The following is a 24,425-nucleotide window of genomic DNA, read 5'->3' on the forward strand; positions in this document are numbered from 1 at the left end:
GCTACGGCCATGCGCCGGACGACCGCGAACTGCGCGTGATCGAGCGGGATATCGACGTGGGCGAKGACGGGCGGTTCATCATTCGCGTGGCCGGTCCCGCCGACGAGATCTCCACCGCGTCCCGGCAATTCGTCTTCGCGCTGGTCGTCACCTTCACGCTTCTGGGATTGGCCCTGGGGTTCACGACCCTGCTGCAGATCAGGTTCGGTCTCAGGCCGCTCTCGGACCTGCGCGGGGCGCTCGGCGCGATCCGGCGCGGGGAGGCCGACCGGGTGGTGGGCGAATATCCGCGCGACATCGCCCCGCTGGCGACCGACCTCAATCTGCTCCTCGATACGAACCGGGAAATTCTCGACAGGGCGCGCACCCAGGTGGGCAACCTCGCCCACGCGCTGAAGACGCCGCTCAGCATCGTCGTCAACGAGGCCGAAAACGCCCCCGACGAGGTCGCCGTCAGGATCCGGGAACAGGCCGGCCTGATGCGCGACCAGGTCAATTACTATCTCGACCGCGCCCGCGCCGCCGCGCTCGCCGGGACCCTCGGGACCCTGACCGACGTCGAACCCGTGATCGCCGGACTGACCCGGACCTTCGCCAAGATCTACCGCGACAAGGACCTGGAGATCGACATGGCCATCACGCCGGGCCTGCGCTTTCGCGGCGAGCGGCAGGATTTCGAGGAGATGGCCGGCAACCTCATCGACAACGCGGCCAAATGGGCGACCGGCCGAGTGCTGGTGGAGGCGACCGCGAACCGCGAGGATCCCCAGCGTCCGCGCCTCGTCCTCGCCGTCGAGGATGACGGTCCCGGTCTGCCCGAGGGGGGGCGGGTGGAGATGCTGAAGCGCGGGCGACGCCTCGACGAAACCAAGCCGGGCTCGGGCCTCGGCCTGTCGATCGTGACCGACCTCGCGGCCCTGTATGGAGGCACCCTCAGGCTGGACGTCTCGTCCCTCGGCGGGCTCAAGGCCGTGCTGGAACTGCCGGGCGGGCAGAATTGAGGAACATCTTCTTTCCCGCGTGACACCGTGCCGCCGTCGTGCTTGACGGGAGCACACGTTAAGTAGGCTCCCATGATGATCTGGATCATTCTCCTGGCAATGACGGCGGCGGCCGTGATGGCGGTCCTCTGGCCGCTGTCGCGCCATGCCGTTGCGGGCCAGCAGGCGGACCCCAACACCCGCTTCTATCGCGAGCAGGTGGCGGAGATCGATCGCGATTGCGAACGCGGCGCCATGCTGCCGGCGGAGGCCGAGGCTGCCCGGGCCGAGGCTGCGCGACGCCTCCTGCGGGCGAGCCAGGCGACGGGCCCCGCTCTCACGGCCGTCGGCGAACCGGCCCTGCGCCGGCGCAGGGCGGCGTCCACGCTGGCCCTGTCGGTGGTGCCGATCCTCGCCCTCGCGGTTTATGGCGCCCTCGGGTCCCCGCACATTCTGGAGCAGCAGGCGGAGGTCACCGCCGCCGCGCCGCGCAGCGACCTCGGCGCTGCCATCTCGCAGATCGAGGCGCATCTCGCCAAGAGCCCGCAGGACGGCCGCGGCTGGGAGGTCATCGCGCCGGTCTACCTCCGCATGGGCCGCATGGACGATGCGATCAAGGCCTATGAGGCCGCGTTGCGCCATCTCGGACCCGACGCCTCTCGTTACGCCAATTACGGCGAGGCTCTCGTCATCGCCAAGGACGGCCTCGTCTCGAAGGACGCGCAGACGGCGTTCGAGAAGGCGGTCGAACTCGATCCCTCCTCGGCCAAGGCGCGGCTCTATCTGGCCCGGGCGGCGGAGCAGGACGGCCGGATCGACAAGGCGCGGGCGGATTACACCGCGATCCTGACGGCATCACCCAGCGATGCGCCGTGGGTGCCGCTGGTGCGCGAGCAGATCGCGCGCCTCGACAACCGCCAGGCACCCGCCGCGCCGTCTCCCGATAACGACGCCATCGCCGGCATGGTCGCGAGCCTCGCGGCCCGGCTCGATGCCCAAGGCGGAAGCCCCGACGAATGGGCGCGGCTGATCCGCTCCTACGCGGTGCTGGGCCAGCGCGACAAAGCCACCGCGGTCGCGCTGAAGGCAAGGCGCGCGCTTGCCGGAAACACCGCCGGGCTGCAGACCATCGAGACCACCACGCGCGAACTCCAACTCACCGACGCGACCCCATGACATCCGGCAGACAACCGACGCGACGACTGACCCGCAAGCAGCGGCGCCTGAGCCTCATCGCCGCCGCGGGCTGCGTGCTTGCCCTCGCGCTCGGGCTCGTTCTCTACGCCATGAACGACACCATTCTGTTCTTCAATTCCCCCGCCGACGTGCAGGCGCGCGGCGTGAAGCCGGGCACCCGCTTTCGCCTCGGCGGGCTTGTGAAGGAAGGCTCGGTGAAGCGCGGCGAGGGCCAGCAGATCACCTTCGAGGTGATGGATGCGCAAAGCGCCATGCCGGTGCAGTACCGCGGATTGCTGCCGGATCTGTTCCGCGAGGGCCAGGGCGTGATCGCCGAAGGTGTCCTAGAGGCATCTGGCGTTTTCCGTGCCGACAGCGTATTGGCCAAGCACGACGAAAACTACATGCCCCGGGAAGTCGCCGACGCCCTGCGGCGTCAAGGCCACTGGCAGGGCGAGGAAAAAGCCTCACAACAGGCCAGGTAACAGGGAGAGTGCCGTCGTGTTGGTCGAGGCCGGACATTTCGCGCTCGCGCTGGCGCTTGGATTGTCGCTGATCCAGCTTGTGGTGCCGCTCTGGGGCGCGCGGGCGAACGATCCCGTTCTCATGGCCGTCGCACCGACGACAGCCCTCGCGGTGCTCGCCTGCATCGCCTTCGCGTTCTTCGCCCTCACAATCGCCTACGTCACCTCCGATTTCTCGGTCGTCAACGTGGTGGAGAATTCCCATTCGACCAAGCCGCTGATCTACAAGATCTCCGGCGTGTGGGGCAATCACGAGGGCTCGATGCTGCTGTGGGTCCTGATCCTGAGCCTCTTCGGCGGGATCGTCGCGGTCGCGCGCGACAGCGTTCCGGCCCGGCTCCAGGCCAACACTTTGGCCATTCAGGCCGCCGTCACGCTGGCGTTTCTGGCCTTCATCCTGATCACCTCGAACCCGTTCGACCGGGTCGTGCCCGCACCCGCCGACGGGCAGGATCTCAACCCGCTCCTGCAGGATCTCGGCCTCGCGATCCATCCGCCGCTGCTTTACATCGGCTATGTGGGTTTCTCGATTTCGTTCGCGTTCGCCTGCGCGGCGCTCATCGACGGGCGCATCGACGCGGTCTGGGCGCGGATCGTCCGTCCCTGGACGCTGACCGCCTGGGCCTTCCTGACGCTCGGCATCGCCATGGGCTCCTACTGGGCCTATTACGAACTCGGCTGGGGCGGCTGGTGGTTCTGGGACCCGGTCGAGAACGCCTCGCTCATGCCGTGGCTTGYCGGCACGGCGCTGGTGCATTCCACCGTCGTGATGGAAAAGCGGGACTCGCTGAAGGTCTGGACGATCCTGCTCGCCATCCTGACTTTCTCGCTGTCGCTTCTCGGCACGTTCCTCGTGCGCTCCGGCGTGTTGACCTCCGTCCATTCCTTCGCGGTGGACCCGGAACGCGGCACCTTCATCCTCGGCATTCTCATGGTGTTCATCGGCGGTTCGCTGGCATTGTTCGCGTGGCGCGCGCCGATGCTGCAGCAGGGCGGCGTGTTCGCGCCGATCTCGCGCGAAGGCGCGCTCGTTCTCAACAACCTGTTCCTCGCCACGGCCTGCGCCACCGTCTTCATCGGGACGCTCTATCCGCTGGCGCTGGAGGTGATGACCGATGAAAAGATCTCCGTCGGCGCGCCGTTCTTCAACATGACGTTCGTGCCGCTGATCGTGCCCTTGCTCCTGCTGCTGCCCCTCGGCCAGACGCTGGCATGGAAGCGCGGCAATCTGCTCGGCGCGGCGCAACGCCTCTACGCGGCGTTCGGGCTCGCGCTTCTGACCATCATCGTGGTGTTCGCATTCGCCCATGACGGACCGGTGGCGGCGCCCCTCGGCATCGGGCTGGGCGCCTACCTGATCCTCGGTTCGCTCAACGAGATCGTCACACGGTCCTGGGTGAGGGGCGACTGGACGCTCACCCGGCGCAAGGCATCGGGATTGCCGCGTTCGGCCTGGGGCACGGCCATCGCCCATGCGGGCGTCGGGCTGACGGTGATCGGCATCGCCGCCACGGCGTGGGATGCCGAAGCGCTCGGCACCATGCGAAGCGGTGACCGCCTCGGCGTCGGTCCCTACGAGGCGCGCCTCGAACGCGTCGGCCCGCGCCGCGAAGCGAATTTCCGCGAGGATGTGGCAACGCTCACCATCCTCAGCGGTGGCCGCGAACTCGGCACGGTCGACACCATGAAGCGCCTGTACGTAACGCGCGGGATGCCCACCACCGAAGCCGGCATCATGACCCGCGGTCTCAGCCAGATTTACGTGAGCCTCGGCGAGATCCAGCCCGACGGCGCGATCGGCATGCGGCTCTATCACAAGCCGTTGGTGCTGCTGATCTGGCTCGGCGCCGTCGTGATGGCGGCGGGCGGCGCGTTGTCGCTCACGGATCGCCGCCTGCGCATCGCGTCGCCGGCGAAGTCGCGCCGCATCTCCGCAACGCCTCTTCCCGCGGAATGAACGCGATGCGCCTCATGCTGGCCATCGCCGCCTTGCTGCTCGGCCTCGGCACGGCTGCCGTCGCGGTCCAGCCCGACGAAGTGCTGAAAAACCCGGCGCTCGAACGCCGCGCCCGCGAAATCTCCTCCGGCCTGCGCTGCCTCGTCTGCCAGAACCAATCCATCGATGATTCCGACGCCGACCTTGCGCGCAATCTGCGGCTGCTGGTTCGCGAACGTCTTTCCGCCGGCGACACCGACAGCCAAGTGCGCGATTTCGTGGTGCGGCGCTACGGCGAATTCGTGCTGCTGCGGCCGGCGCTCAGTGGCCGGACGATCGCCTTGTGGTTCTCCCCGCTGCTAATCCTTGTCGTCGGGGCCGCCGGCATCATTCTTGTCTCGCGCCGACGTCGAGTCACGGAATCCGCCGCACCGCTCGACATGGACGAAACGCGAGCTGTCGAGGATTTGCTCAAAAACGACAAGGGCACTTCGTCATCGTCGTGAAACGGAAAGCGCGGCACCCTTCCGGATGCCGCGCCTTTCTGTGACGATGTGGTTCGCGAAGCGGTGAGCCTGCCTGGATCAGAACCAGCTGTTGGTGATGGTGGCCGCGACGACGAAGTGGTCGGCGGTAAGTTCGGTGCCGGCCGCCAGGGTGGCGAACTTGATCGCTGCGCCTGCTCCTGAACCGTCCGCATCGAACGACAGATTGCCGGTCGCCTTGTCGTAGATGAGGCGCTGGCTCAACGTCGTCGCTGTCGTTCCGAGCTTGAACGCCGCGCTGGAAAGCGTACCCGCCGCCAAGCCGCCGAACACGCTGGCGGAAAGCTGGATCTTGTCGGCGAGGCGATCGAAGTCGACGATCCGATCCACGTTGCCCGAGGTGCTCAGTGCCGTGTTGAACACGAACAAGTCCTGACCGGTCCCGCCCGTGAGCTGGTCCGAACCCGACCCGCCGATCAGCGTGTCGTTGCCGCTGCCACCGTCCACCACGTCGACACTGCCGCCGCCGCTGAGCAGGTCGTTGCCGCCATTGCCAATGAGCGTGTTCATGCCGCCGTCGCCGACGAGAATGTCCGCATTGAACGATCCCGTCAGGTTCTCGACGGACAGATAGCTGTCGCCCGCCGCTTCGCCGGTGTTGCTGGCAGCCGATGCCAGGCTCGCCGTCACACCGACCGCCGCCGTCGCATAGACCGCCGTATCCGAACCGGCACCCCCTTGGAGCACATCGGCGCCGGCGCCGCCCGTCATGCTGTCGTTGCCATCTCCGCCCTGCAGCGTGTCGTTGCCGCTCTCGCCGCGCAGGCCGTCATGGCCAGCGGCACCCGACAAAAGGTTGGCGACGCTGTCGCCCGTCAGGCTGTCGTCGCCACCCGAACCAAGCACGCCCTCGATGCCGATCAGCGTATCGCCAGCTCCCGTGCCGGTTCCGAGGTTCACGATCACGCCATAGCTCGAAGTGCCGTTGGCATCCGCATACGAGGCGGTGTCGAATCCTTCTCCGCCGTCGATGGTGTCCGCGCCGGAACCACCGATCAGCAATTCGTCGCCGTCTTCGCCGTAGAGAACGTCGTCGTCGTCGCCGCCGTCGAGAACGTCGGAGCCCGTCGAGCCGTACAGGGTATCGGAACCCAGACCGCCGAAGACCGAGTCATTGCCTGCATCCGCGATAATCCAGTTGGCGTGGATGTTGCCTTCGAGCCGGTCACCGAAGGTCGAGCCCCACAGGCCGTTGACGCTGTCATAGCTGTCGCCGGCGGCTTCGCCCGTATTGGTGCTTGCGTCCGTCAGCGAAGCGTTCACCGCGGATGTTGCGTCGACGTAGGACGCCACGCTGAAGCCGCCCGCGCCGTAATGAGCATCGGCGCCTTCTCCACCTTTCAGGATGTTGTTGCCGCCCTCGCCGTAGAGCGCATCGGCGCCGAGGCCGCCCACCAGGGTATCGTTGTCGTCGCCGCCCTGGAGGATATCGTTGCCGGCCTCACCGCAGAGCAGGTCGAGGCCCGCTCCACCCTGAAGCACGTCGATGTCTTCGCCGCCCCCGAGGATATCGTTGCCGTCGCCGCCTTGGAGCAGATCGATGCCTTCGCCGCCGCCGAGAATGTCGTTACCCTCGCCGCCCTGCAGCGTGTCGTTGCCGGCACCGCGAACCAACGTATCGTTACCGGCGTTGCCGACGAGAATATTGGCCTCCGCATTGCCCGTGATGGTGTCGCTGTAGGCCGTGCCGATCACGCCCTCGATGCTCTCATACGTGTCGCCCGACGCATCCGCGCCGCCTTCGAGGTTGGCATAGATGTGGTGGTCTCTGTCCTCGTAGGACGCGAGGTCGTAACCATCGCCGCCTTTCAGAACGTCCGCTCCCGCACCACCCTTCAGCAGATCGTGGCCATCGCCACCCCGGAGCGTGTCGTTTCCGTCACCACCGATCACGAAGTCGAAAGACTCGCTGCCGACAACCGTATCCTGACCGTCGCCGGCGAGAATGAAGCCCCTGCCTTTCACGAGATCGTTGCTCGCTGTGCCCAGGGAAGCCGACAACACTCCACCTTCCAGGTAGATGAAGCCTTGAACGATTTCGGTTGCTACGGCGACTGCTTGATGGAGGTCATCCGAGCGTATGGGACCTTCGCTCACCGGGATTTTGATCGGCGGGGGATCGCAGCTCGTGCATTTGGGGGTCGGTATGAAAATGCCAGGCTCATCTAGGAGTTTGTTGTTGCCGACATTCTCGTAGCTGATTTCGTGAATTTTATTCTTCGATAAATCGAAACCGTCCTGGCCCGGCCCGCTGAATTGCGGAATTACGAATGCCGTCTGGTACTGTTCGTGAACCAGATACATCTTGCCGTTTACATACTTTACCGTCATCACGACGCCGCGATAGGTAATTTGATACCCTTCCTTAGGGGTCTTACCCCCTGTGCCGCTGCCGCCATCGGATCCACCAGGGCCGCCGCCCCCTTCATCGCCATCCAAGACCGAGTCGTAATCGAGCCTAGGGTCCCCGTATCCGACCCCGTCCGGCGCGGGCGTCCCGCCCGTCGCGATCCTCATGAGGCGATCGAAATCGTCTCGCAATGTCTCTGGTGTGGTCATGTTTCCTCCGTGTTATCAAGGAATATATTCATTTCAATAACGCAACAACATATCATGCGATGTGCAGTTTAAAGTTACAAGTGTATACATTTCAACTATAAATTGAGAAGCGAGCTCCTGGGTCTTGCCGCTGCGCCAGCCGAGAGTCATTCGGAAGGGTTCACCCCTCCGGGCGGATGTCACTCATCTTGAGCTGTTGCTTGCGAGGGTGTTTCAGATATCGAAAGACACAGCGTTTTCTCGCGACGAGTTGGCTGGCGAGGCGTCCCGTGGAGCCCCCAAACCTTACCAACATTTCATCTTCTCGACGGAGCGCCGTAACCTCACCGCCCCCATGTTGCTTTCATGGCGAACCCAACGTGGTTCCAAAGGAGAGCCGATATGTTGAACACGAATTTTCGCCGGGGCAGGAATCGCACCGCCAAGTTCCTTGGCGCGGCGGCTGTCGCGGCTCTGATCGCCGGCGGCGCCGTTGAGAGCGGCCTCGTCGCCTCCACTCCCGCCCATGCGGAGCTGCGCTCCATGGCGCAACCCGTCACGGGCTTTCCCGCCTTCGCGGATGTCGTCGAGCGCGTGAAGCCCGCCGTGGTCGCGGTGAAGGTCAAGGTCCAGAACGTCGCCCAGCGTGACGAGGAGGGCGAGGGCCAGCAATTCTCCATGCCCGACTTGCCTCCCGGCCATCCCATGGAGCGCTTCTTCCGACAGTTCCGCGACCAGATGCAGCCCGGACAACCGGGACGTCCCGGCCAGCGCGGCGACCGTCAGGAGCGCCCGCGCCAGTTCGGTCAATCGCTCGGCTCCGGCTTCTTCGTGTCGGCTGACGGCTATGTGGTGACCAATAACCACGTGGTCGACAACGCCTCCGAAGTGCAGGTCACGATGGACAACGGCGAAACCCTCGACGCCAAGGTCATCGGGGTCGATCCCAAGACCGATCTCGCGCTGATCAAGGTCGAGGGCAGCAACTTCCCGTACGTGAAACTGGCGTCCCAGAAAGCCCGGATCGGCGAGTGGGTCCTGGCGGTCGGTAACCCGTTCGGCCTCGGCGGCACGGTGACGGCCGGCATCGTCTCGGCCCAGCACCGCGATATCGGCGCCGGTCCCTATGACGACTTCATGCAGATCGACGCGTCGGTGAACAAGGGCAACTCGGGCGGTCCGACCTTCAACCTCGCGGGCGAAGTGGTGGGCGTGAACACGGCGATCTTCTCGCCGTCGGGCGGCAATGTGGGCATTGCGTTCGCGATCCCCGCGAGCACCGTCGAGAACGTCGTCGCGTCGCTCAAGGACAAGGGCTCGGTCACCCGTGGCTTCATTGGCGTGCAGATGCAGCCGGTCACCAAGGAAATCGCGGAAGCGATCGGCCTGAAGGAGCCGAAGGGCGCATTGGTGGCGGAAGCCATCAAGGACGGACCGGCCGCGAAGGCGGGCGTCAAGACCGGCGACACCATCGTGGCGGTGGACGGCGAGCGCATCAACGAGGCGCGCGATCTCTCGCGCCGCGTGGCGCAGGTCGCCCCCGGCAAAAGCCTGTCGCTCACGCTCTATCGTGACGGCAAGGAGCGCAACGTGACCCTCGAGGTGGCAAGCCAGCCCAAGGGCGTCTGATCGCTTCGATAATCAAATCCGCCGGCCGATCTCATTGTCGGCCGGCCGGACCCTGGACACCGGATCCTCCAGCCTATAGCCCCGCGTAACCGGTGTCCCATGCCCCCGGCAGATCGACCGCCAAGCCCCCTCCACGGTCGGTCTGCCGTCGGGCCATTTTTTTGTTACAGTGAGGCCCATGCGGATTCTCATCATCGAAGACGACAAGGAGGCGGCGTCCTACCTGGTCAAGGCATTCCGGGAAGCGGGCCACATGGCGGACCATGCGGCGGACGGCCTCGACGGCTATGCGATGGCCGAATCCGGCGATTACGACGTGCTGGTGGTCGACCGCATGCTGCCGAAACTCGATGGTCTCTCGCTCATCCGGTCCTTGCGCGAACAGAAGGTCGAATCCCCGGTACTCATCCTCTCGGCGCTCGGTCAGGTGGATGACCGGGTGAAGGGCCTGCGCGCCGGCGGCGACGATTACCTGCCGAAACCCTACGCGTTTTCCGAGTTGCTCGCCCGTGTCGAGGTTCTGGCCCGTCGTCGCGCGAGCGTTGCGAGCGCTGAGCCGACCACCTATCGCGTCGGCGATCTCGAACTCGATCGCCTGTCGCATCGCGTGACGCGCGCGGGCCACGAGGTCGTGTTGCAGCCCCGTGAATATCGGCTTCTCGAATATCTCATGAAGTACGCCAATCAGGTGGTGACCCGCACGATGCTGTTGGAGCATGTGTGGGACTATCATTTCGATCCCCAGACCAACGTCATCGACGTGCACGTTTCGCGGCTGCGCGCAAAGATCGACAAGGGGTTCGACAAGCACCTGATTCACACCATCCGCGGCGCCGGCTACATGGTGCGCGTCGGCGGCGAGGCCGACGAGTGACGGCGCTTGGAAAACTCGTCCGAACCACGGCGTTCAAGCTCTCCTTCGCTTACCTGGTGGTGTTCGCGCTCTTCGCGTTCGCGTCCCTCGGCTACGTGGCGTGGAACGCGCAGCGTCTGCTGACGGATCAGTTCAACTCCACCATCGAAGCCGAGATCAACGGCTTGGCCGAGCAATATCGCCTCGGCGGATTGCGCCGCCTCGTCAATATCGTCGAGCGCCGCTCGCGGGCGCCCGGCGCCTCGCTCTACCTCGTCACCACGCCGCTCGGCGAGCGCGTCGCCGGAAACATCGGAGCGCTGCCGCCCGGCGTCATCGACCAGCCGGGACAGTTCGTCACCGATTACACGCGCACCGACGAGGCGGAATCCCCGCCGAGCCATGCGCTCGTTCGAGTCTATCGCCTCTCCAGCGGCTTCCATTTGCTGGTGGGGCGCGACATGGAGGAGAGTGCGCGCCTGCGGGACGTCATCCGCCGCGCCTTCGGCTATTCGCTGCTGTTCATCGGTGTGCTGGGCTGCGCCGGCGGCTGGTTCATCACCCGTCGCGTCCTGAAGCGCATCGACGACATGACCGAGACCACCCGCACCATCATGGCGGGCGATCTCAACGGCCGCCTGAAGGTGGCGGGCACCGGCGACGAGCTCGACCGTCTGGCCGAGAACCTCAACCAGATGCTCGACCGCATCGGCGAGCTGATGCACGGCATGCGCGAGGTCTCGGACAATATCGCGCACGATCTCAAGACGCCCCTGACGCGCCTGCGCAATAAGGCCGACGAGGCGCTGCGGCTGGCCAAGACGCCCGACGAGTTGAAGGCCGCGCTCGAAGCCAATATCGAGGAGAGCGACAACCTCATCCGCATCTTCAACGCGCTCCTGATGATCGCGCGGCTGGAAGCCGGCAACGCCCGCGAGGGCCTGTCCGATTTCGACGCGGCGGAGGCGGTGCGCGACGTCGCCGAACTCTACGAGGCCCTGGCCGAGGAGGCGGGTGTGCCGCTCGTGATTCACGTCGACGGCGATCTTCCGCTTCATGGCAGCCGCGAGCTGTTGGGGCAGGCGGTCTCGAACCTTCTCGACAACGCCCTCAAATATGCAGCGCCGACCGACCCCGACGCCGCGGCCCAACCCGTCACCGTCACGGCTTCCCGGCGCGAGGGCGAGGTGCGGATCGCGGTGGCGGATCGCGGCCCCGGCATTCCGGAGGAAGAGCGTGCGCACGTGCTCGAGCGCTTCGTGCGCGTGGAATCCGCGCGCTCGCGGCCCGGTTTCGGCCTCGGCCTCAGCCTCGCCGCCGCCGTCGCCCGCCTCCATGGGGGAGCCCTGCGTCTGGAGGATAACAATCCGGGCCTGAGAGTCGTGCTGGCCTTGCCTCTGGCGAGCCCGTCGAGCACGTCCGCGGCCGGCGAGAGCTGAAAGAAGAGGGCATAAGAGCGATATTTCGGTTGCGTCCCGGGAGGCCGCGTGGACACTCGGCGGCAAGCCCAGACCACATGGATCGCCCGTGCCGGATCAAACCGTCTCCCTCATCGACCGCCTGACGAAGGCGCCGCCCGTCTCCGACGCAGATCGCGCCGCCTCCCAGCTCGCGGATTTTCTGGAGCGCGCAAGGAGCGTTCCCGAATGTGCGTCGCTCGAGCCTCATCTCGAAGCCGGCCTTTTCCGCGACCTCATCCTCTCCGTGGCCGATCATTCGCCGTTCCTGTGGCAGGTGATCATCAACAATCCAGGCCGCCTCGAGCGCCTTGCACTGAGTGCGCCCGAGCAGGTTCACGCGGACATCATCCATTCGCAATCGAGCCTCTTTCGCGACTTCCGTTCCGGTCACATGTCGCGCGACGCGGTGGTGGCGGCGTTCCGGCAGAACCGCAACGCCCACGCGCTGCTGGTGGCGCTTGCCGATATCGGTGGCGTGTGGAACGTGGTGGAGGTCACCCGCGCCTTGAGCGATTTCGCGGATGCGTCGGTGCGCGGCGGCGTCAATCTCGTCCTCACCGAGATGGCGGGTCTCGGCCGCGTCGTCCTGACAGATCCCGACGAGCCCGGCAACGGCTCCGGCTTCACCGTGCTGGCGCTCGGCAAGCATGGCGCGGGCGAACTCAATTATTCCAGCGACATCGATCTCGTGGTGTTCTTCGACCCGCAATCCGCGGCCTTGCCGGAAGGCGCGGAGGCGCCGACGCTCTACACCCGCATCGCCCAGCAGCTCGCGCGGTTGTTGCAGGAGCGCACCGCCGACGGTTTCGTGCATCGGGTCGATTACCGCCTCCGGCCGGACCCCGGTTCGACGCCGACGGCGGTGTCGCTTCCCTCCGCTTACACCTATTACGAAACCGTCGGGCAGAACTGGGAACGCGCCGCGCTCATCAAGGCGCGTGCCATCGCCGGCGATGTCGCGCTGGGCGAGCGTTTTCTGGAGGATCTGCGACCCTTCATCTGGCGCAAATATTTCGATTTCGCGTCGATTGCCGACGTCCATGCGATGAAGCGACAGATCCACGCCGTCCGCGGACACGACCAGATCGCGGTTGCCGGACACGACATCAAGCTCGGACGCGGCGGCATCCGCGAGATCGAGTTCTTCGTCCAGACGCAGCAACTGGTTTTCGGCGGCAGGCGCCCGGCGTTGCGCGGACGGCGGACCCTCGACATGCTGGTGGCCCTGCGCGACGAGAACTGGATCACCGATCAGGCCCGCGATGAACTCTCGCACGCCTACCAGTATCTCCGCACCGTCGAGCACCGGCTGCAGATGGTCGCGGACGAGCAGACGCAGCGGCTGCCATCCGACGAGACCGATCTCACCCGCTTCGCGCATTTCTGCGGCTATGTCGACCTCGCGTCGTTCTCGATGGCGCTGACAGAGCAGGCCGGAATTGTGCAACGCCATTATGCGTTGTTGTTCGAGGAGGGCCCGGAGCTTGCCTCCGACATCGGCAATCTGGTCTTCACCGGCACGACGGACGATCCCGAAACATTGGCAACGCTCAGGCGGCTCGGCTTTCACGAGCCGGAACGGGCGGCGGAAACCATTCGCGGCTGGCATTTCGGCCGTCGCGCCGCCATCACCTCGCAGCGCGCGCGCGAAGTGCTGACGGAGTTCGTGCCGGCGCTTCTCAGCGCACTCGGCGGCACGCCCGATCCCGATGCCGCGCTCGCAGCCCTCGACCGCGCTTTCGGTCGCATGCCGGCCGTCGTCGAGCTTCTCACCATCCTGCAATCGCACGACCGCCTGCGCCTGCTCTTCGCCGATCTGCTCGGCACCGCGCCGCGCCTCGCCGACACCGTGGCGCAATCGCCGCACGTGCTCGACACGCTCATCGATCCGGCCTTCGTCGATCCGGTGAGCGACGAAGCCGGCCTCGAAGAACAGGTGCGCCAGATCATCGGCAAGCCGGGCGATTACGAGGAATTCCTCGACAGATCGCGGGATGCCGCGCGCCAGATGCGCTTCGTCACCGGTGCCCGCCTGCTGTCGGAAATTCTCTCACCGACCCGCGCCGGCGAATCCTACACGGCAATCGCGCAGGCCATCGTGTGCGCGGCCTTCGCCGAAGTGCGGCGGAATTTCGAGACCGATCACGGTGTCGTTCCGGGCGCGGAAATCGCCATCCTGGGTCTCGGCCGTCTCGGGTCGCGCGAACTCACGGCAGGATCCGATCTCGATCTCGTGGTGATCTACGATTTCGATGAGAACAACCGCGAGAGCACCGGCCCGCGCAAGCTCGACGTGGTGGTCTATTACACGCGCCTGACCCAGCGCCTCGTCGCCGCGCTGACGGTGCCGACGCGACGCGGCCTGCTCTACGAAGTGGACCTCCGCCTGCGTCCGCAAGGCGGCAAGGGTCCCGTCGCGTCGCAATTCCGTGGCTTCGTCGAGTATCAGAAGAACGAAGCGGAGTTATGGGAACACATGGCGCTGACGCGGGCGCGGGTGATCGCGGGCGATGACGCGTTCGGAGCGCGCGTGACGACGACCATCGCCGACATCCTGGCGACGCCGCGCGATCCGGCGCATGTCTTCAAGGATGTCGCCGCCATGCGTGAGTTGATCGCGCAGGAAAAGGGCGACGACGACCCGTGGGACCTGAAACTCGCGCGCGGCGGCTTGACCGATCTCGATTTCATCGCGCAGGCGCTGGTGCTCGCCCATCCCAAGAAGATCGCGCTGGGGCCGGGCGCATCGACGCCGCAGGTGATCGAGCTGGCGCATGAGGTCGGCCTGTTGGCGGAGCATGATTCGCGAACCCTCCTGGAAGCGCATCACCTGATGGGCGACATCTTCCAGTGGCAGCGCCTGATGGTGGAGGGAGTGTTTGATGCGAACATCCTGTCCAGGGCGATCCTCTATCGCCTTGCCGCTGTGGCAGGCCTGCCAAGCTCCTCCGCCTTGCAGGAGCACCTGACGCGGTCGCGGAAGATGGTGTCGGAAATCTGGAGGAATCTGGTCGGCTAGAGCGGTTTTCCCTTTTTCAACTCTGATCAGGTTCCGTCTTGTTCCTTCTGCGCATGACGCTTCAACGAGTTCGGGCTGGTTCGCCGGATCGTGGTCTGGGTCCAGAGGAGCACGCCCCTCTGGACCCAGAGGAATTGATCCGTGTCCGACTCGCGAGTCCCCGTCATCTCGCCAGCGATGGCCTCATCTCCAAACATTTATTTTATGGGCGCGAACTAACCAGGGTTGTGCCGCCCATCTGGCCCGACGGCCGATTTGCGTGCCCGAGGTCGTTGGTGACGCAAAAGCACCTCTGCTGGTCTGCAACTGCGAGGTGTTTGGCATTGTCGCCACTACTTGCAGGCATATCGTTATTATGTAACTTAGGTATAAGTTCAGCAAAATAGCCCAGGGGCACCAGAATGACCTTCTCCATTGAGCAAGCTCTCGCGGAGTTTTTCGACAACAGCGGCGGCGGCGGCGTCTGGTACGGCGGTACAGGCATCAGCACCGGCCCGATCACCGATTGGGACGGGACTGGGGACGGCGGCGACAATGGCGGTGGCGAAGGGGAAAGCGAGAGCTCGGGCAGCACCGACGAACCCGATGCCAGCAGTGAAGATGGTGGCGTCACCGACGGAACCGAGCCCCCGGACGAGTGGTATATGGGCGGCTATGTGGATGAGGAATCTGCTGAGGAGGAAGGCGGCGTCAGCGACGGACCGGAGAGCGAAGCCGGGAGTTCCGACGAAGAGGACATCCTCGGATACACCTGGACCATAACGGACGGTTGGGGTGGCGAAGACGGCTGGCGAATCGTCGATTATTACGAATCCACCGATGAACCGCAGGATGTTCCGGTCATCACAATCACGGCCGGCGAGAATACACTGAATCCGGATGGCACCGACAGCACGGGTCATGTCATCGTGTTGAGGCCGGGCTACGCCTATCACACGGAGAACCCCGGCAACTGACGGCAGCGCGGGCGACGACGTGCTGGTCGGCGGCACCGGCAACAACATCCTGCGGGGCGGGGCTGGGGCGGACACGCTCGACGGCACGGGCGGCTGGGGTGTTGCAGATTACCACTCGGCTGCGACCGCCGTCACGGTCAATCTCGACGGCTCGGGCAATATCGGGGACGAAGCGGCGGGCGATGTCTTTATCTTTATCGGTGTCAACGGCGTCATTGGCTCGTCTCACGGCGACACGCTCAATGGCAACACCAATGCCAATTGGATGATCGGCGACGGCGGCAACGATCGCGTCGATGGCCGCGAGGGTGACGACACGCTCTATGGCTCCGACGGCAACGACACCCTCATCGGAGGCGCCGGGAGCGATTACCTGCTCGGCGGCGCCGGGAGCAACATGCTCGAGGGCGGAGCCGGCGCAGACCTGCTCGACGGAACCGGTGGCCAGAGTGTCGCGGATTACCACAACGCACTTTCGGGCGTCACGGTGCGCCTCGACGGCTCGGGCAACAGCGGCGAGGAGGCGTTGGGCGATCAATACATCAACGTGCACGGAATCTGGGGCTCGGCGCATGGCGACACCCTCGTCGGCAACGTGAGCGCCAACCTCATTGTCGGCGACGCGGGCAACGACCGCGTCGAGGGAATGGATGGCGACGATCTCCTCAGCGGCAACGATGGCGACGACACGCTCGTCGGCGGCAATGGCGCTGACAAGCTCTCCGGTGGCAACGGCTTCGACTGGGCTTCGTATGAGGATGCGGCTTCCGGCATCATCGCCAACCTCGCGACCGGCGACGCCATGGGCGATGTCCTCACGAGCATCGAAGCGCTGTCCGGCTCCAGCTTCAACGACCAAATCGTCGGCGATGGCAACGACAACGCGCTTTCCGGCAATGGCGGAAAAGACTTTCTTGACGGCGGCGCCGGCAATGACACCCTGAATGGCGGCTCCGGCGACGACACCCTCGTCGGCGGCGTTGGCGCAGACGTGCTGCTCGGTGGAGACGGAATCGACATCGCTTCCTATGGCGGCGCCGTCAGGATCGTCGCGAGCCTTGCGGCGGGCGGCAGCAGCGGTGATGCCTCCGGCGATACCTATTCGGGAATCGAAGGGCTCTCGGGCGGCATCGCGAACGATCAACTCACCGGAGACACCTCCGCCAATGTGCTCTTGGGCAACGGTGGCAACGATCTGTTGGATGGCGGTATCGGCAACGACACCCTCGACGGCGGCGCCGGCAACGACACGCTCATGGGTGGCGGTAATGCCGACAACCTGATCGGCGGATCGGGAACCGACCTCGCGGCCTATGACTACGCTGCAGCGGGCATCACAGCCAGTCTCGCCACCGGGGGCGTCGGCGGCGACGCCGCGCATGACATCTATAGTGGCATCGAAGGCCTGTCGGGCTCGGCATTCGCCGATCGGCTCACTAGCGATGCCGGCGCCAACACCCTCCTTGGCAATGCCGGCGACGACGTCCTTGTCGGCGGTGCGGGTGCAGATGTGCTGGATGGCGGCTCTGGCTACGACATCGCGGATTACTCCTCGGCAACGGCGGCGGTGACGGTCAATCTCGGATCGCCGTCGAGCAACGCGGGTGAGGCTGCGGGCGATACGCATGTGTCGATCGAAGGCATCACCGGCTCGTCCTATGCGGACAAGCTCACCGGCAACGGCGTCGCCAACGAGCTTCGCGGCGGTGCGGGTAGCGATACGCTGGCCGGCGGTGCCGGAAATGACGTTCTCTGGGGCGGAACGGGCAACGACGTCATCGTGCTGAATGCTGCGTTGAGCGAGTCGTCGAACGTTGATCAACTGAAGGACTTCAACTTCTCCGAAGACAGGATCTATCTCGACCGGCAAATCTTCACCGCCTTCACGGCCGGTGCCCTGGACGCCTCGATGTTCGCGCTTGGCGCGGCCGCCACCAAGGCCGAGCAGCGCATCATCTACAACGCAACGACGGGCAGCCTGTTCTATGACGGAGATGGTTCAGGCTCCCGCGCCGCGATCAAGATCGCGATCCTGACGCCGGATTCATCTATGAAGTTGGGCGCGGCCGTGGGAGCGGATGACTTCTTGATCATCTGATGTGGCGTCGGGCGCGGGGCGTCTCGAGATTCYGAAAACGATAAGTGCCGGCGCCATCGGGCGCCGGCATATTCGTGACGCAGGAGAATCAGCGCTACGGGCTCGACCCCAAGCATGAGTCGCCGGTCACGGGTATTCTGGCGACGCCATATACTTCGAAAGAGCCCTTCGAGGGATGCCACCATGCGCGGCCTTATCGCCCAGGCGAGGGCGGCAGGCCCGTAAGGTTCGAAACCCGCGCGGCGGTCTGACGGATCTCGATTTCATCCCCAAGACGTTGATGCTGCCTCATCCAAAGAAGATCGCGCTGGGGCCGGGCGCATCGACGCCTCAGGTGATCGAGCGGGCCAATGAGGTCGGCCTTCTTGCGGCGGGAGATTCGCGCGTGCTTCTCGACCCCCATCACGTCATGAGCGACATCTTCCAGTGGCAACGCCTGATGGTCGAGGGGAATTTCCACGTGGGGATTTTGTCGAAAGCGATCCTGCAACGTCTTGCGACGGTTTCCGGTCTCCCAACTGCCGCAGCGATGCAGGCCCACGTGACGCAGTCGCGTACGAAGATAGTGCAAATCTATTCTAAAAATTTCCGGACTTCACAATAAACTAATTCCACTATTTTTGAATGAGTTTTTATATGACTATTTTGTTCTAATAAACCTTTGTGAGTTAGTTTAATTGCGCGGGCAACGACTCCCTCAAGGGCGGCGCCGAATCCGACATGCTGAGTGGAGGCGACGGAAACTACATCCTGGTTGGTGGCGCAGGCGCCGATCATTTGAATGGCGGAGCCGGTTTCGATATCGCCGCTTATGAAAACGCAACGTCTGGCGTCAGTGTCAGTCTCACCGACGGGACAGAGCTTTCCGGCGATAGGCTGGTCAGTATCGAAGGCTTGTCGGGGTCGTCCTACAACGATCAGCTTCTAGGCGATTCCGCCGACAACATGCTCCTCGGCGACGGCGGCAACGATCTGCTTGAAGGTAGCGATGGCGCTGACGTTCTCCATGGCGGGGAAGGCGACGATACCTTGGTCGGCGGCAACGGCGATGATCGCCTGATCGCAGGCTCCGGCAACAACGTTCTACGCGGCGGCGCCGGCGACGAGGCCGCCGGCGATACCTTTGTCAACGTCAATGGTGTTCAGGGATCGGCCTTTGCCGATACGCTGAACGGCAATGCCAACGCCAATTGGATCCTTGCCGACAGCGGCAATGACACCGTTAATGGCGGAGCCGGCAACGATACGGTCTATGGCGGCGACGGCAACGATCAGCTCAATGGCGACGGCAACGATTATCTCGTGGCCGGCATCGGCAACAACATCCTGCGCGGTGGCGCGGGTGCCGACAAACTCGACGGCACGAGCGGCTGGGGCGTTGCCGATTACCACACGGCGCAGACAGCGGTGATGGTCAATCTCGACGGCTCGGGCAATAGCGGCGACGAGGCAGCGGGTGACACCTTCATCAACGTCAACGGTGTGCAGGGTTCGGTCTTTGGCGACACGCTGAACGGCAACGTGAACGCCAACTGGATCCTTGCCGATGCAGGCAACGACACCGTCAATGGCGGTGCCGGGAACGACACGGTCTATGGCGGCGACGGCGACGACCAGCTTGTCGGCGGCGGCGGCGCGGATCATCTCGTCGGCGGCCTCGGCAACAACGTGCTGGAGGGCGGTGCAGGGGCCGATATTCTCGACGGCACCGGTGGCTGGGGCGTTGCCGATTACCGCAATTCCGACGCGGTGACGGTCCGTCTCGACGGTTCGGGCAATGCCGGCGGCGAGGCGGCGGGCGATGTGTTCGTCAACATCAACGGCGCGTTCGGTTCAGCCTTCGGCGACCAGATTCTCGGCAACGCGAATGCCAACTGGGTCATAGCCTGCGGCGGCAACGACAGCGTGCTGGGCGCATCGGGCAACGACACGCTCTATGGCTCGGATGGCAACGACAGCCTCAACGGCGGCAACGACGACGACATGCTGCTTGGCGGCACGGGCGGCGACGTTCTCACCGGCGGCGCCGGGCGTGACATGTTCGTGTTCGATGCGGCGCTGGGCAACGGCAATGTCGACCGCATCACCGACTTCAACGCGGCCGACGACACGATCCAGCTCAGCCGGAGCATCTTCTCCGGTTTCGGCGCATCGGTGAAGCTGACCTTCGGTCAGATGGCCAACAGCGGTGAAGCGCAGATCATCTGCAACGGCGGCGATCTCTATTACGATGCCGACGGTCTGGGTGGCGGCGTCGCGATCAAGTTTGCGACCCTGTCCAACACGGCCGGGTTGAGCAGCGCCGACTTCATGCTGATCTGATAAAACGGCTGCCGCGCAAGCGACGGTCCTATTCGACACAACGACGCCGGCGCAGCGATGCGCCGGCGTTTTTTCATGCGGGCCATCAGCTCGCAGGTGTTCGAACTCCAAGACGCGGACGGTATAGGTGGTGGCCGGCCTGCCAGGTTCGCCACGCTCTCCGCCGGTCTTGCGCTCATCGCAACCGACTTCATGCTGATCTGACAACCACGCCGCGTAAGCGACGGCGTTTTTATGTGGCCGCCATGTTGTCGCAAGCTGCGCTACGCCGCCGTGTCCGCCAGCGCGATGTCCGAATTGGTCGCTTCCGTCAGCGGCAGGTGGACGAGCACGATGGTGCCGACGCCCTCCTGGCTGCGGATGCGCAGTGCGCCGCCGTGGAGTTCGGTGAGCGAGCGGGCGATGGCGAGGCCGAGGCCCGAGCCCTTGTAGCTCTTCGAGAACTCGGTCTCGACCTGCTCGAAGGGGCGTCCGAGCTTTTGCAGGGCGTGCTCGGGGATGCCGATGCCGTTGTCTTCCACATAGAGGTTGATGGCGTCGCCGGCCTGGCGGGTGCGCACCGTGATGCAGCCGCCGTCGCTGGTGAACTTGGTGGCATTCTGCAGCAGGTTCACGAGGATCTGGTGCATCGCTCGCTCATCAGCCGGCACCACGATGTCCTCGGGGATCACGTCGACCGTGATGGTGAGGTTCTTGGCCTTGATCTGTTCGCTGACCAGCCGAAGCGCCCGCTGGATCGAGGCGTTGACGCCGATCGGCTGCTTGGTCAGGCTGGTGCGGCCCGCCTCGATGCGCGACATGTCGAGGATGTCGTTGATGACCGAGAGCAGGTATTCGCCGCTGCCGCGGATATCGGCGCAATATTCCTCGTATTTGTCGGAGCCCAGCGCGCCGAAGATGCCGCTCTGCATGACCTCGGCGAAGCCGATGATGGCGTTGAGGGGCGTGCGCAGCTCGTGGCTCATATTGGCGAGGAATTCGGATTTGGCGCGGTTGGCGCTCTCGGCCTGCGCCTTCTGGTCGAGATAGCGCTCGGCGAGATCGGCGAGCTGCTGCGTCTGCGCCTGCATCTTCTGGCGCGATTGCTTCAGGTCCATGACGGTGGCGATGAGTTCCTTCTCGGATTCGACGAGCCGGCCTTCGTGGCGCTTGAGCGCCGTGATGTCCGTGCCGACCGAGACGTAGCCGCCATCCTTCGTGCGGCGTTCGTTGATCTGCAGCCAGCGCCCGTCCTGAAGGCGCGCCTCGTAGCTGCGCGCGCCGATTTCCTCCTGGCGCCGCATGAATTGGTGCTGCACTTCGGCGGGACGTCCCTGCGCCATGACTTCCGCGTAGCTCTTGCCCTGCAGCTCGGCATCGGGCGCAAGCTCATGCAGCTTGTGGAACTTCGAATTGCAAAGAACGAGCCGGTTGTTGGCGTCCCACAGCACGAAGGCCTCGGAAATCGCCTCGATGGCGTCGTGAAGGCGCGCGTCGGCTTTCGCGGTCCGCTCCTCGAGGCCGCGCTGCTCCGTCACGTCGACGGCGATGCCGACCAGATGGCTCGCGGCGTCGTCCGGGTCGTCCATGAGCTCGGCGCGGGCGCGCAGCCACACCCATTCGCCGGCCGAGCTGCGGATGCGGAATTCGTAATCGAGCAGCGAGGTCTTTGCGGAGGCGAGCTGTTCGGCGAGTGCGTAGAGATCCTCGTCGTCGGGATGGATCATCGCATTGACTTCGCCGAATGACAGGAACTCGTCCTGGCGCTCGTAGCCGAGAAGCTCATACATGGAATCCGACCAGTAGAGCCGACCGCGCCCGATATCCCAGTCCCACAATCCGCAACGGCCGCGGTTCAGCGCGGAATCGATCCGGTCGCGGACCTTCTCGCAGACTTCGTCCGCCGCGCGGGCGCGATTCGCCTGCATCACATACGCAATGCCGATCCCGAGCAGCACGACGATCGTGGCGGCGAGCAACGACACATGGCCGATGGTGCGCGACCACCAGCCGGACAGCACGCGGGGCAGGGGCTGCAGCAAGGCGATCTGCCCGGACGATGCGGGAAGCGAGCGCACGGTGGCGATGCCGTCGACGCCGCTCGCGAGCCTGATGGTCATGACGCCGGCGCGGTCGGCGAAGGTCGACAGGGGCTGCGCTTCGCCGAGAAGGTCGATCAGCGTTTCGGGAACGGTCACGGTCGGCGGGTGGACAGCCAGCACCTTGCCGGCCGCGTTGACGAGCACGAGCGTGCGGCTCTGCGCCAAAGCGCTCGGCGGCATGGCGCGCACGAGCGCGTCGAGCTGGGCCGCCGCCGCATTGCGGTCCACCGGCGCCGGATAAAGGCCAAGCTTGGCAGCCGACAGAGACGCGATGATGTCGATATCCGCGACGGCGTCGCTGAGCGTGCTCTCGCGGCCTTCGCGCACCTGAATCCACGCGCTTGCCGCCAGCGTCAGGAGAAACAGGGCGAGAAGCGCCGGAACGGCCAGCCGCAACAGCGGTTCGTATTGTTCAAGTCGTCGATAGGTGGGGTTCGCGTCGGATCGCGTTACCCCCAAGATCGTACCCGCGCGTGCGGGAACGCTCGCGGTCGCTGCCCCCGCCATGCGTTATCCTCCGGAATCCTAGTCGTCCTCATTCGGAAGGACGTGCCGCATCTCTCCGAATCACTATCAATAGAATCACGGGCGCGTGATTTGTCCAGCCGAGACAGCGCTTAGGTTAATAAAATATTTCCATGTAGCCGCAGGCCGCCCGCGACGCCTGTACGCGCAGACAGCCCGGCTGTGGATTCAATGCCTTGCGATTGCTGGATTTATTGCAATGTGCGCTGCACGATATCGCTCGCGTCGCGCGACAGGCCGGGCGTGCCGGCAATTTGCTGCAGGGCGCGTTCCGCCTGCTCGCGACGCCCGCTTTCCATCATTCGCCACGAACTGAAGGCCGTCATGAGCCGGGCCGCGAGCTGCGGGTTGAGCGGATCGACGCGCAGGATCATCGCGGCGACGAAGCGGTAGCCGGCGCCATCGGCACGGTTGAACTGGGTCTGGTTCGCCATGGCAAAGCTTCCCACGAGCGAGCGCACGCGATTGGGATTGCTGAGGGCGAAAGCCGGATGATTGAGCAGCGACTCGACGCGCGACAGCGTGGCGGGTTCCTCGATGGTGGCCTGAAGCGTGAACCACTTGTCGAGCACCAGCGGCTCATCGCGATACCGATCCCCGAAAGTCGCCAGCGCGTTCTCCCGGGCGGGTCCGGGGATGGTCGTCAGGGTGTTCAGCGCCGCCAGCCTGTCCGTCATGTTCGTCGCGCGGTCGAATTGCGCCACCGAAAGCGCCTCTCCCACGTCGTGATTGGCAACGGTCAGAAGGTCGAGCGCCACATTGCGCAGGGCGCGACGTCCCGCACTCGCCGCGTCGGGGCTATAAGCGGCCGTTTCCGCAAGCTCGTCGTAGAGCCGCCGCAGGCTGGCCGTGTTCGCCTGCGCAATGCGGCGACGCAAGGCGCTTCGGGCCTCATGGATCGCATCGGGGTCGACGTCGGCAGCGATCTCCTGGGCGATCTCGGCCTCGCTCGGCTGCATCAGCACCAAGGCGGCGAAGGCAGGATCCCGCAGCGCGTCGCGGTCGAGGAAGGTGCCGATCGCCGACGCCAGGGCCGTCACCTCGCCGTCGTCGACCGCTTCGCCTTTCGACAACCGCACCAGAAGTCGCAGCGAAACGGTTTGGGCGGATTGCCAGCGGTTGAACGCATCCGTGTCATGACGCAGCAGGACCAGCAGATCGTCGTTCGACAGGTCGAGCGCGACTTTGACCGGCGCGGAGAAATCGCGGAACACCGACGGGGCGGGCGGCTGCGACACCTTCGTGAAGGTCAGGCTGTCGCTGTCCCGGTCGAGCAGGAACACGCCCTGCGCGTTGACCCGGTCGCACTTCGCCTCCAGCGGGCGACCGTCCCGCGACACGAGGCCGAGCCCGATCGGGATCGCCATCGGGCGCTTGTGGGCTTCACCCGGAGTGCCGTTGGTGGCTTGCGCGAGGTCGAGGCGATAGGTCTGCGCCGCCTCGTCGTAATGACCTGAAACAGTCACGCGCGGCGTTCCGGCCTGCGCGTACCATTGGGCGAAATGCGCAAGGTCGCGGCCCGTCACATCGGCGAAGGCCGAGAGGAAATCCTCCACGGTAGCGGCCGTGCCGTCGCAACGCTTCACGTAGAGATCCATGCCGCGTCGGAAATCCGCCTCGCCGATAATGGTCTTCAGCATACGGACGATCTCGGCGCCTTTTTCGTAGACCGTGGCGGTGTAGAAGTTGTTGATCTCGCGGTACTGCGTCGGCCGCACCGGATGGGCGAGGGGACCGGCATCCTCCGAGAACTGACGCGCCCGAAGCGTCTTGACCTCGGCGA

Annotated in this window: 17 protein-coding genes and 1 pseudogene; 15 read left to right on the forward strand and 3 right to left on the reverse strand. The window is 65.0% G+C overall.

Going from position 1 to position 24,425, the window contains the following annotated elements:
- The 5 genes from AC1DVM_RS15975 to AC1DVM_RS15995 all read left to right on the forward strand — a co-directional run.
- A partial coding sequence (locus AC1DVM_RS15975) for an ATP-binding protein (protein WP_477255854.1) occupies positions 1-1,001 on the forward strand: 1,001 nt, incomplete at its 5' end.
- Between the two features lie 72 nt (positions 1,002-1,073).
- Complete coding sequence (gene ccmI, locus AC1DVM_RS15980; RefSeq protein ID WP_477255856.1) at positions 1,074-2,156, forward strand: c-type cytochrome biogenesis protein CcmI; 1,083 nt, start codon at positions 1,074-1,076, stop codon at positions 2,154-2,156.
- 26 nt (positions 2,157-2,182) lie between these two features.
- A complete protein-coding gene (gene ccmE / locus AC1DVM_RS15985; protein ID WP_477255881.1) occupies positions 2,183-2,641 on the forward strand; it encodes a cytochrome c maturation protein CcmE in 459 nt (152 codons plus the stop codon).
- A 16-nt stretch (positions 2,642-2,657) separates the two neighbouring features.
- Positions 2,658-4,637, forward strand: a complete 1,980-nt coding sequence (locus AC1DVM_RS15990) for a heme lyase CcmF/NrfE family subunit (protein ID WP_477255858.1) — start codon at positions 2,658-2,660, stop codon at positions 4,635-4,637.
- A 5-nt stretch (positions 4,638-4,642) separates the two neighbouring features.
- The gene (locus tag AC1DVM_RS15995) at positions 4,643-5,122 is read left to right on the forward strand and encodes a cytochrome c-type biogenesis protein (protein WP_477255860.1); all 480 of its coding nucleotides are present in this window, start codon (positions 4,643-4,645) and stop codon (positions 5,120-5,122) included.
- Positions 5,123-5,200: 78 nt separating this feature from the next.
- On the opposite strand, the gene AC1DVM_RS16000 is transcribed toward AC1DVM_RS15995, so the two are convergent.
- The gene (locus tag AC1DVM_RS16000) at positions 5,201-7,720 is read right to left on the reverse strand and encodes a calcium-binding protein (RefSeq protein WP_477255862.1); all 2,520 of its coding nucleotides are present in this window, start codon (positions 7,718-7,720) and stop codon (positions 5,201-5,203) included.
- A gap of 381 nt (positions 7,721-8,101) precedes the next feature.
- Between AC1DVM_RS16000 and AC1DVM_RS16005 the strand changes: the two genes are divergently transcribed.
- The 10 genes and pseudogenes from AC1DVM_RS16005 (at position 8,102) to AC1DVM_RS16050 (ending at position 20,240) form a co-directional block, all read left to right on the forward strand.
- A complete protein-coding gene (locus AC1DVM_RS16005; protein ID WP_477255864.1) occupies positions 8,102-9,328 on the forward strand; it encodes a S1C family serine protease in 1,227 nt (408 codons plus the stop codon).
- Between the two features lie 178 nt (positions 9,329-9,506).
- Complete coding sequence (locus AC1DVM_RS16010; RefSeq protein WP_477255866.1) at positions 9,507-10,202, forward strand: winged helix-turn-helix domain-containing protein; 696 nt, start codon at positions 9,507-9,509, stop codon at positions 10,200-10,202.
- A complete protein-coding gene (locus AC1DVM_RS16015; protein WP_477255868.1) occupies positions 10,199-11,620 on the forward strand; it encodes a HAMP domain-containing sensor histidine kinase in 1,422 nt (473 codons plus the stop codon). The genes AC1DVM_RS16010 and AC1DVM_RS16015 overlap by 4 nt, the downstream gene beginning before the upstream one ends.
- Positions 11,621-11,708: 88 nt before the next feature.
- Positions 11,709-14,660 (forward strand): bifunctional [glutamine synthetase] adenylyltransferase/[glutamine synthetase]-adenylyl-L-tyrosine phosphorylase, encoded by a 2,952-nt coding sequence (locus AC1DVM_RS16020; protein ID WP_477255870.1) that lies wholly within the window; start codon positions 11,709-11,711, stop codon positions 14,658-14,660.
- 401 nt (positions 14,661-15,061) lie between these two features.
- A complete protein-coding gene (locus AC1DVM_RS16025) occupies positions 15,062-15,616 on the forward strand; it encodes a hypothetical protein (RefSeq protein ID WP_477255871.1) in 555 nt (184 codons plus the stop codon).
- Positions 15,591-17,714 carry a beta strand repeat-containing protein gene (locus AC1DVM_RS16030; protein WP_477255883.1) on the forward strand — a complete coding sequence of 708 codons (2,124 nt, stop codon included), beginning with the start codon at positions 15,591-15,593 and terminating at the stop codon, positions 17,712-17,714. The genes AC1DVM_RS16025 and AC1DVM_RS16030 overlap by 26 nt, the downstream gene beginning before the upstream one ends.
- 280 nt (positions 17,715-17,994) lie before the next feature.
- Complete coding sequence (locus AC1DVM_RS16035; RefSeq protein ID WP_477255873.1) at positions 17,995-18,318, forward strand: hypothetical protein; 324 nt, start codon at positions 17,995-17,997, stop codon at positions 18,316-18,318.
- Between the two features lie 83 nt (positions 18,319-18,401).
- Positions 18,402-18,455, forward strand: a pseudogene (locus AC1DVM_RS16040) (hypothetical protein); the annotation flags it as partial.
- On the forward strand, positions 18,435-20,036 hold the full coding sequence (locus AC1DVM_RS16045; protein WP_477255885.1) for a calcium-binding protein: 1,602 nt from the start codon (positions 18,435-18,437) through the stop codon (positions 20,034-20,036). The pseudogene AC1DVM_RS16040 and the gene AC1DVM_RS16045, both read left to right, overlap by 21 nt.
- Positions 20,037-20,111: 75 nt before the next feature.
- Positions 20,112-20,240, forward strand: a complete 129-nt coding sequence (locus AC1DVM_RS16050) for a hypothetical protein (protein WP_477255875.1) — start codon at positions 20,112-20,114, stop codon at positions 20,238-20,240.
- Positions 20,241-20,299: 59 nt separating this feature from the next.
- Here AC1DVM_RS16050 and AC1DVM_RS16055 read toward each other — a convergent pair whose 3' ends face one another.
- Together AC1DVM_RS16055 and AC1DVM_RS16060 are read right to left on the reverse strand one after the other, a co-directional pair.
- Positions 20,300-22,624, reverse strand: a complete 2,325-nt coding sequence (locus AC1DVM_RS16055; protein WP_477255877.1) for a sensor histidine kinase — start codon at positions 22,622-22,624, stop codon at positions 20,300-20,302.
- Between the two features lie 209 nt (positions 22,625-22,833).
- On the reverse strand, positions 22,834-24,425 hold a 1,592-nt coding region (locus AC1DVM_RS16060), incomplete at its 5' end, for a DUF3458 domain-containing protein (protein WP_477255879.1).

Source organism: Microvirga sp. P4_A5 (genome assembly GCF_056402495.1).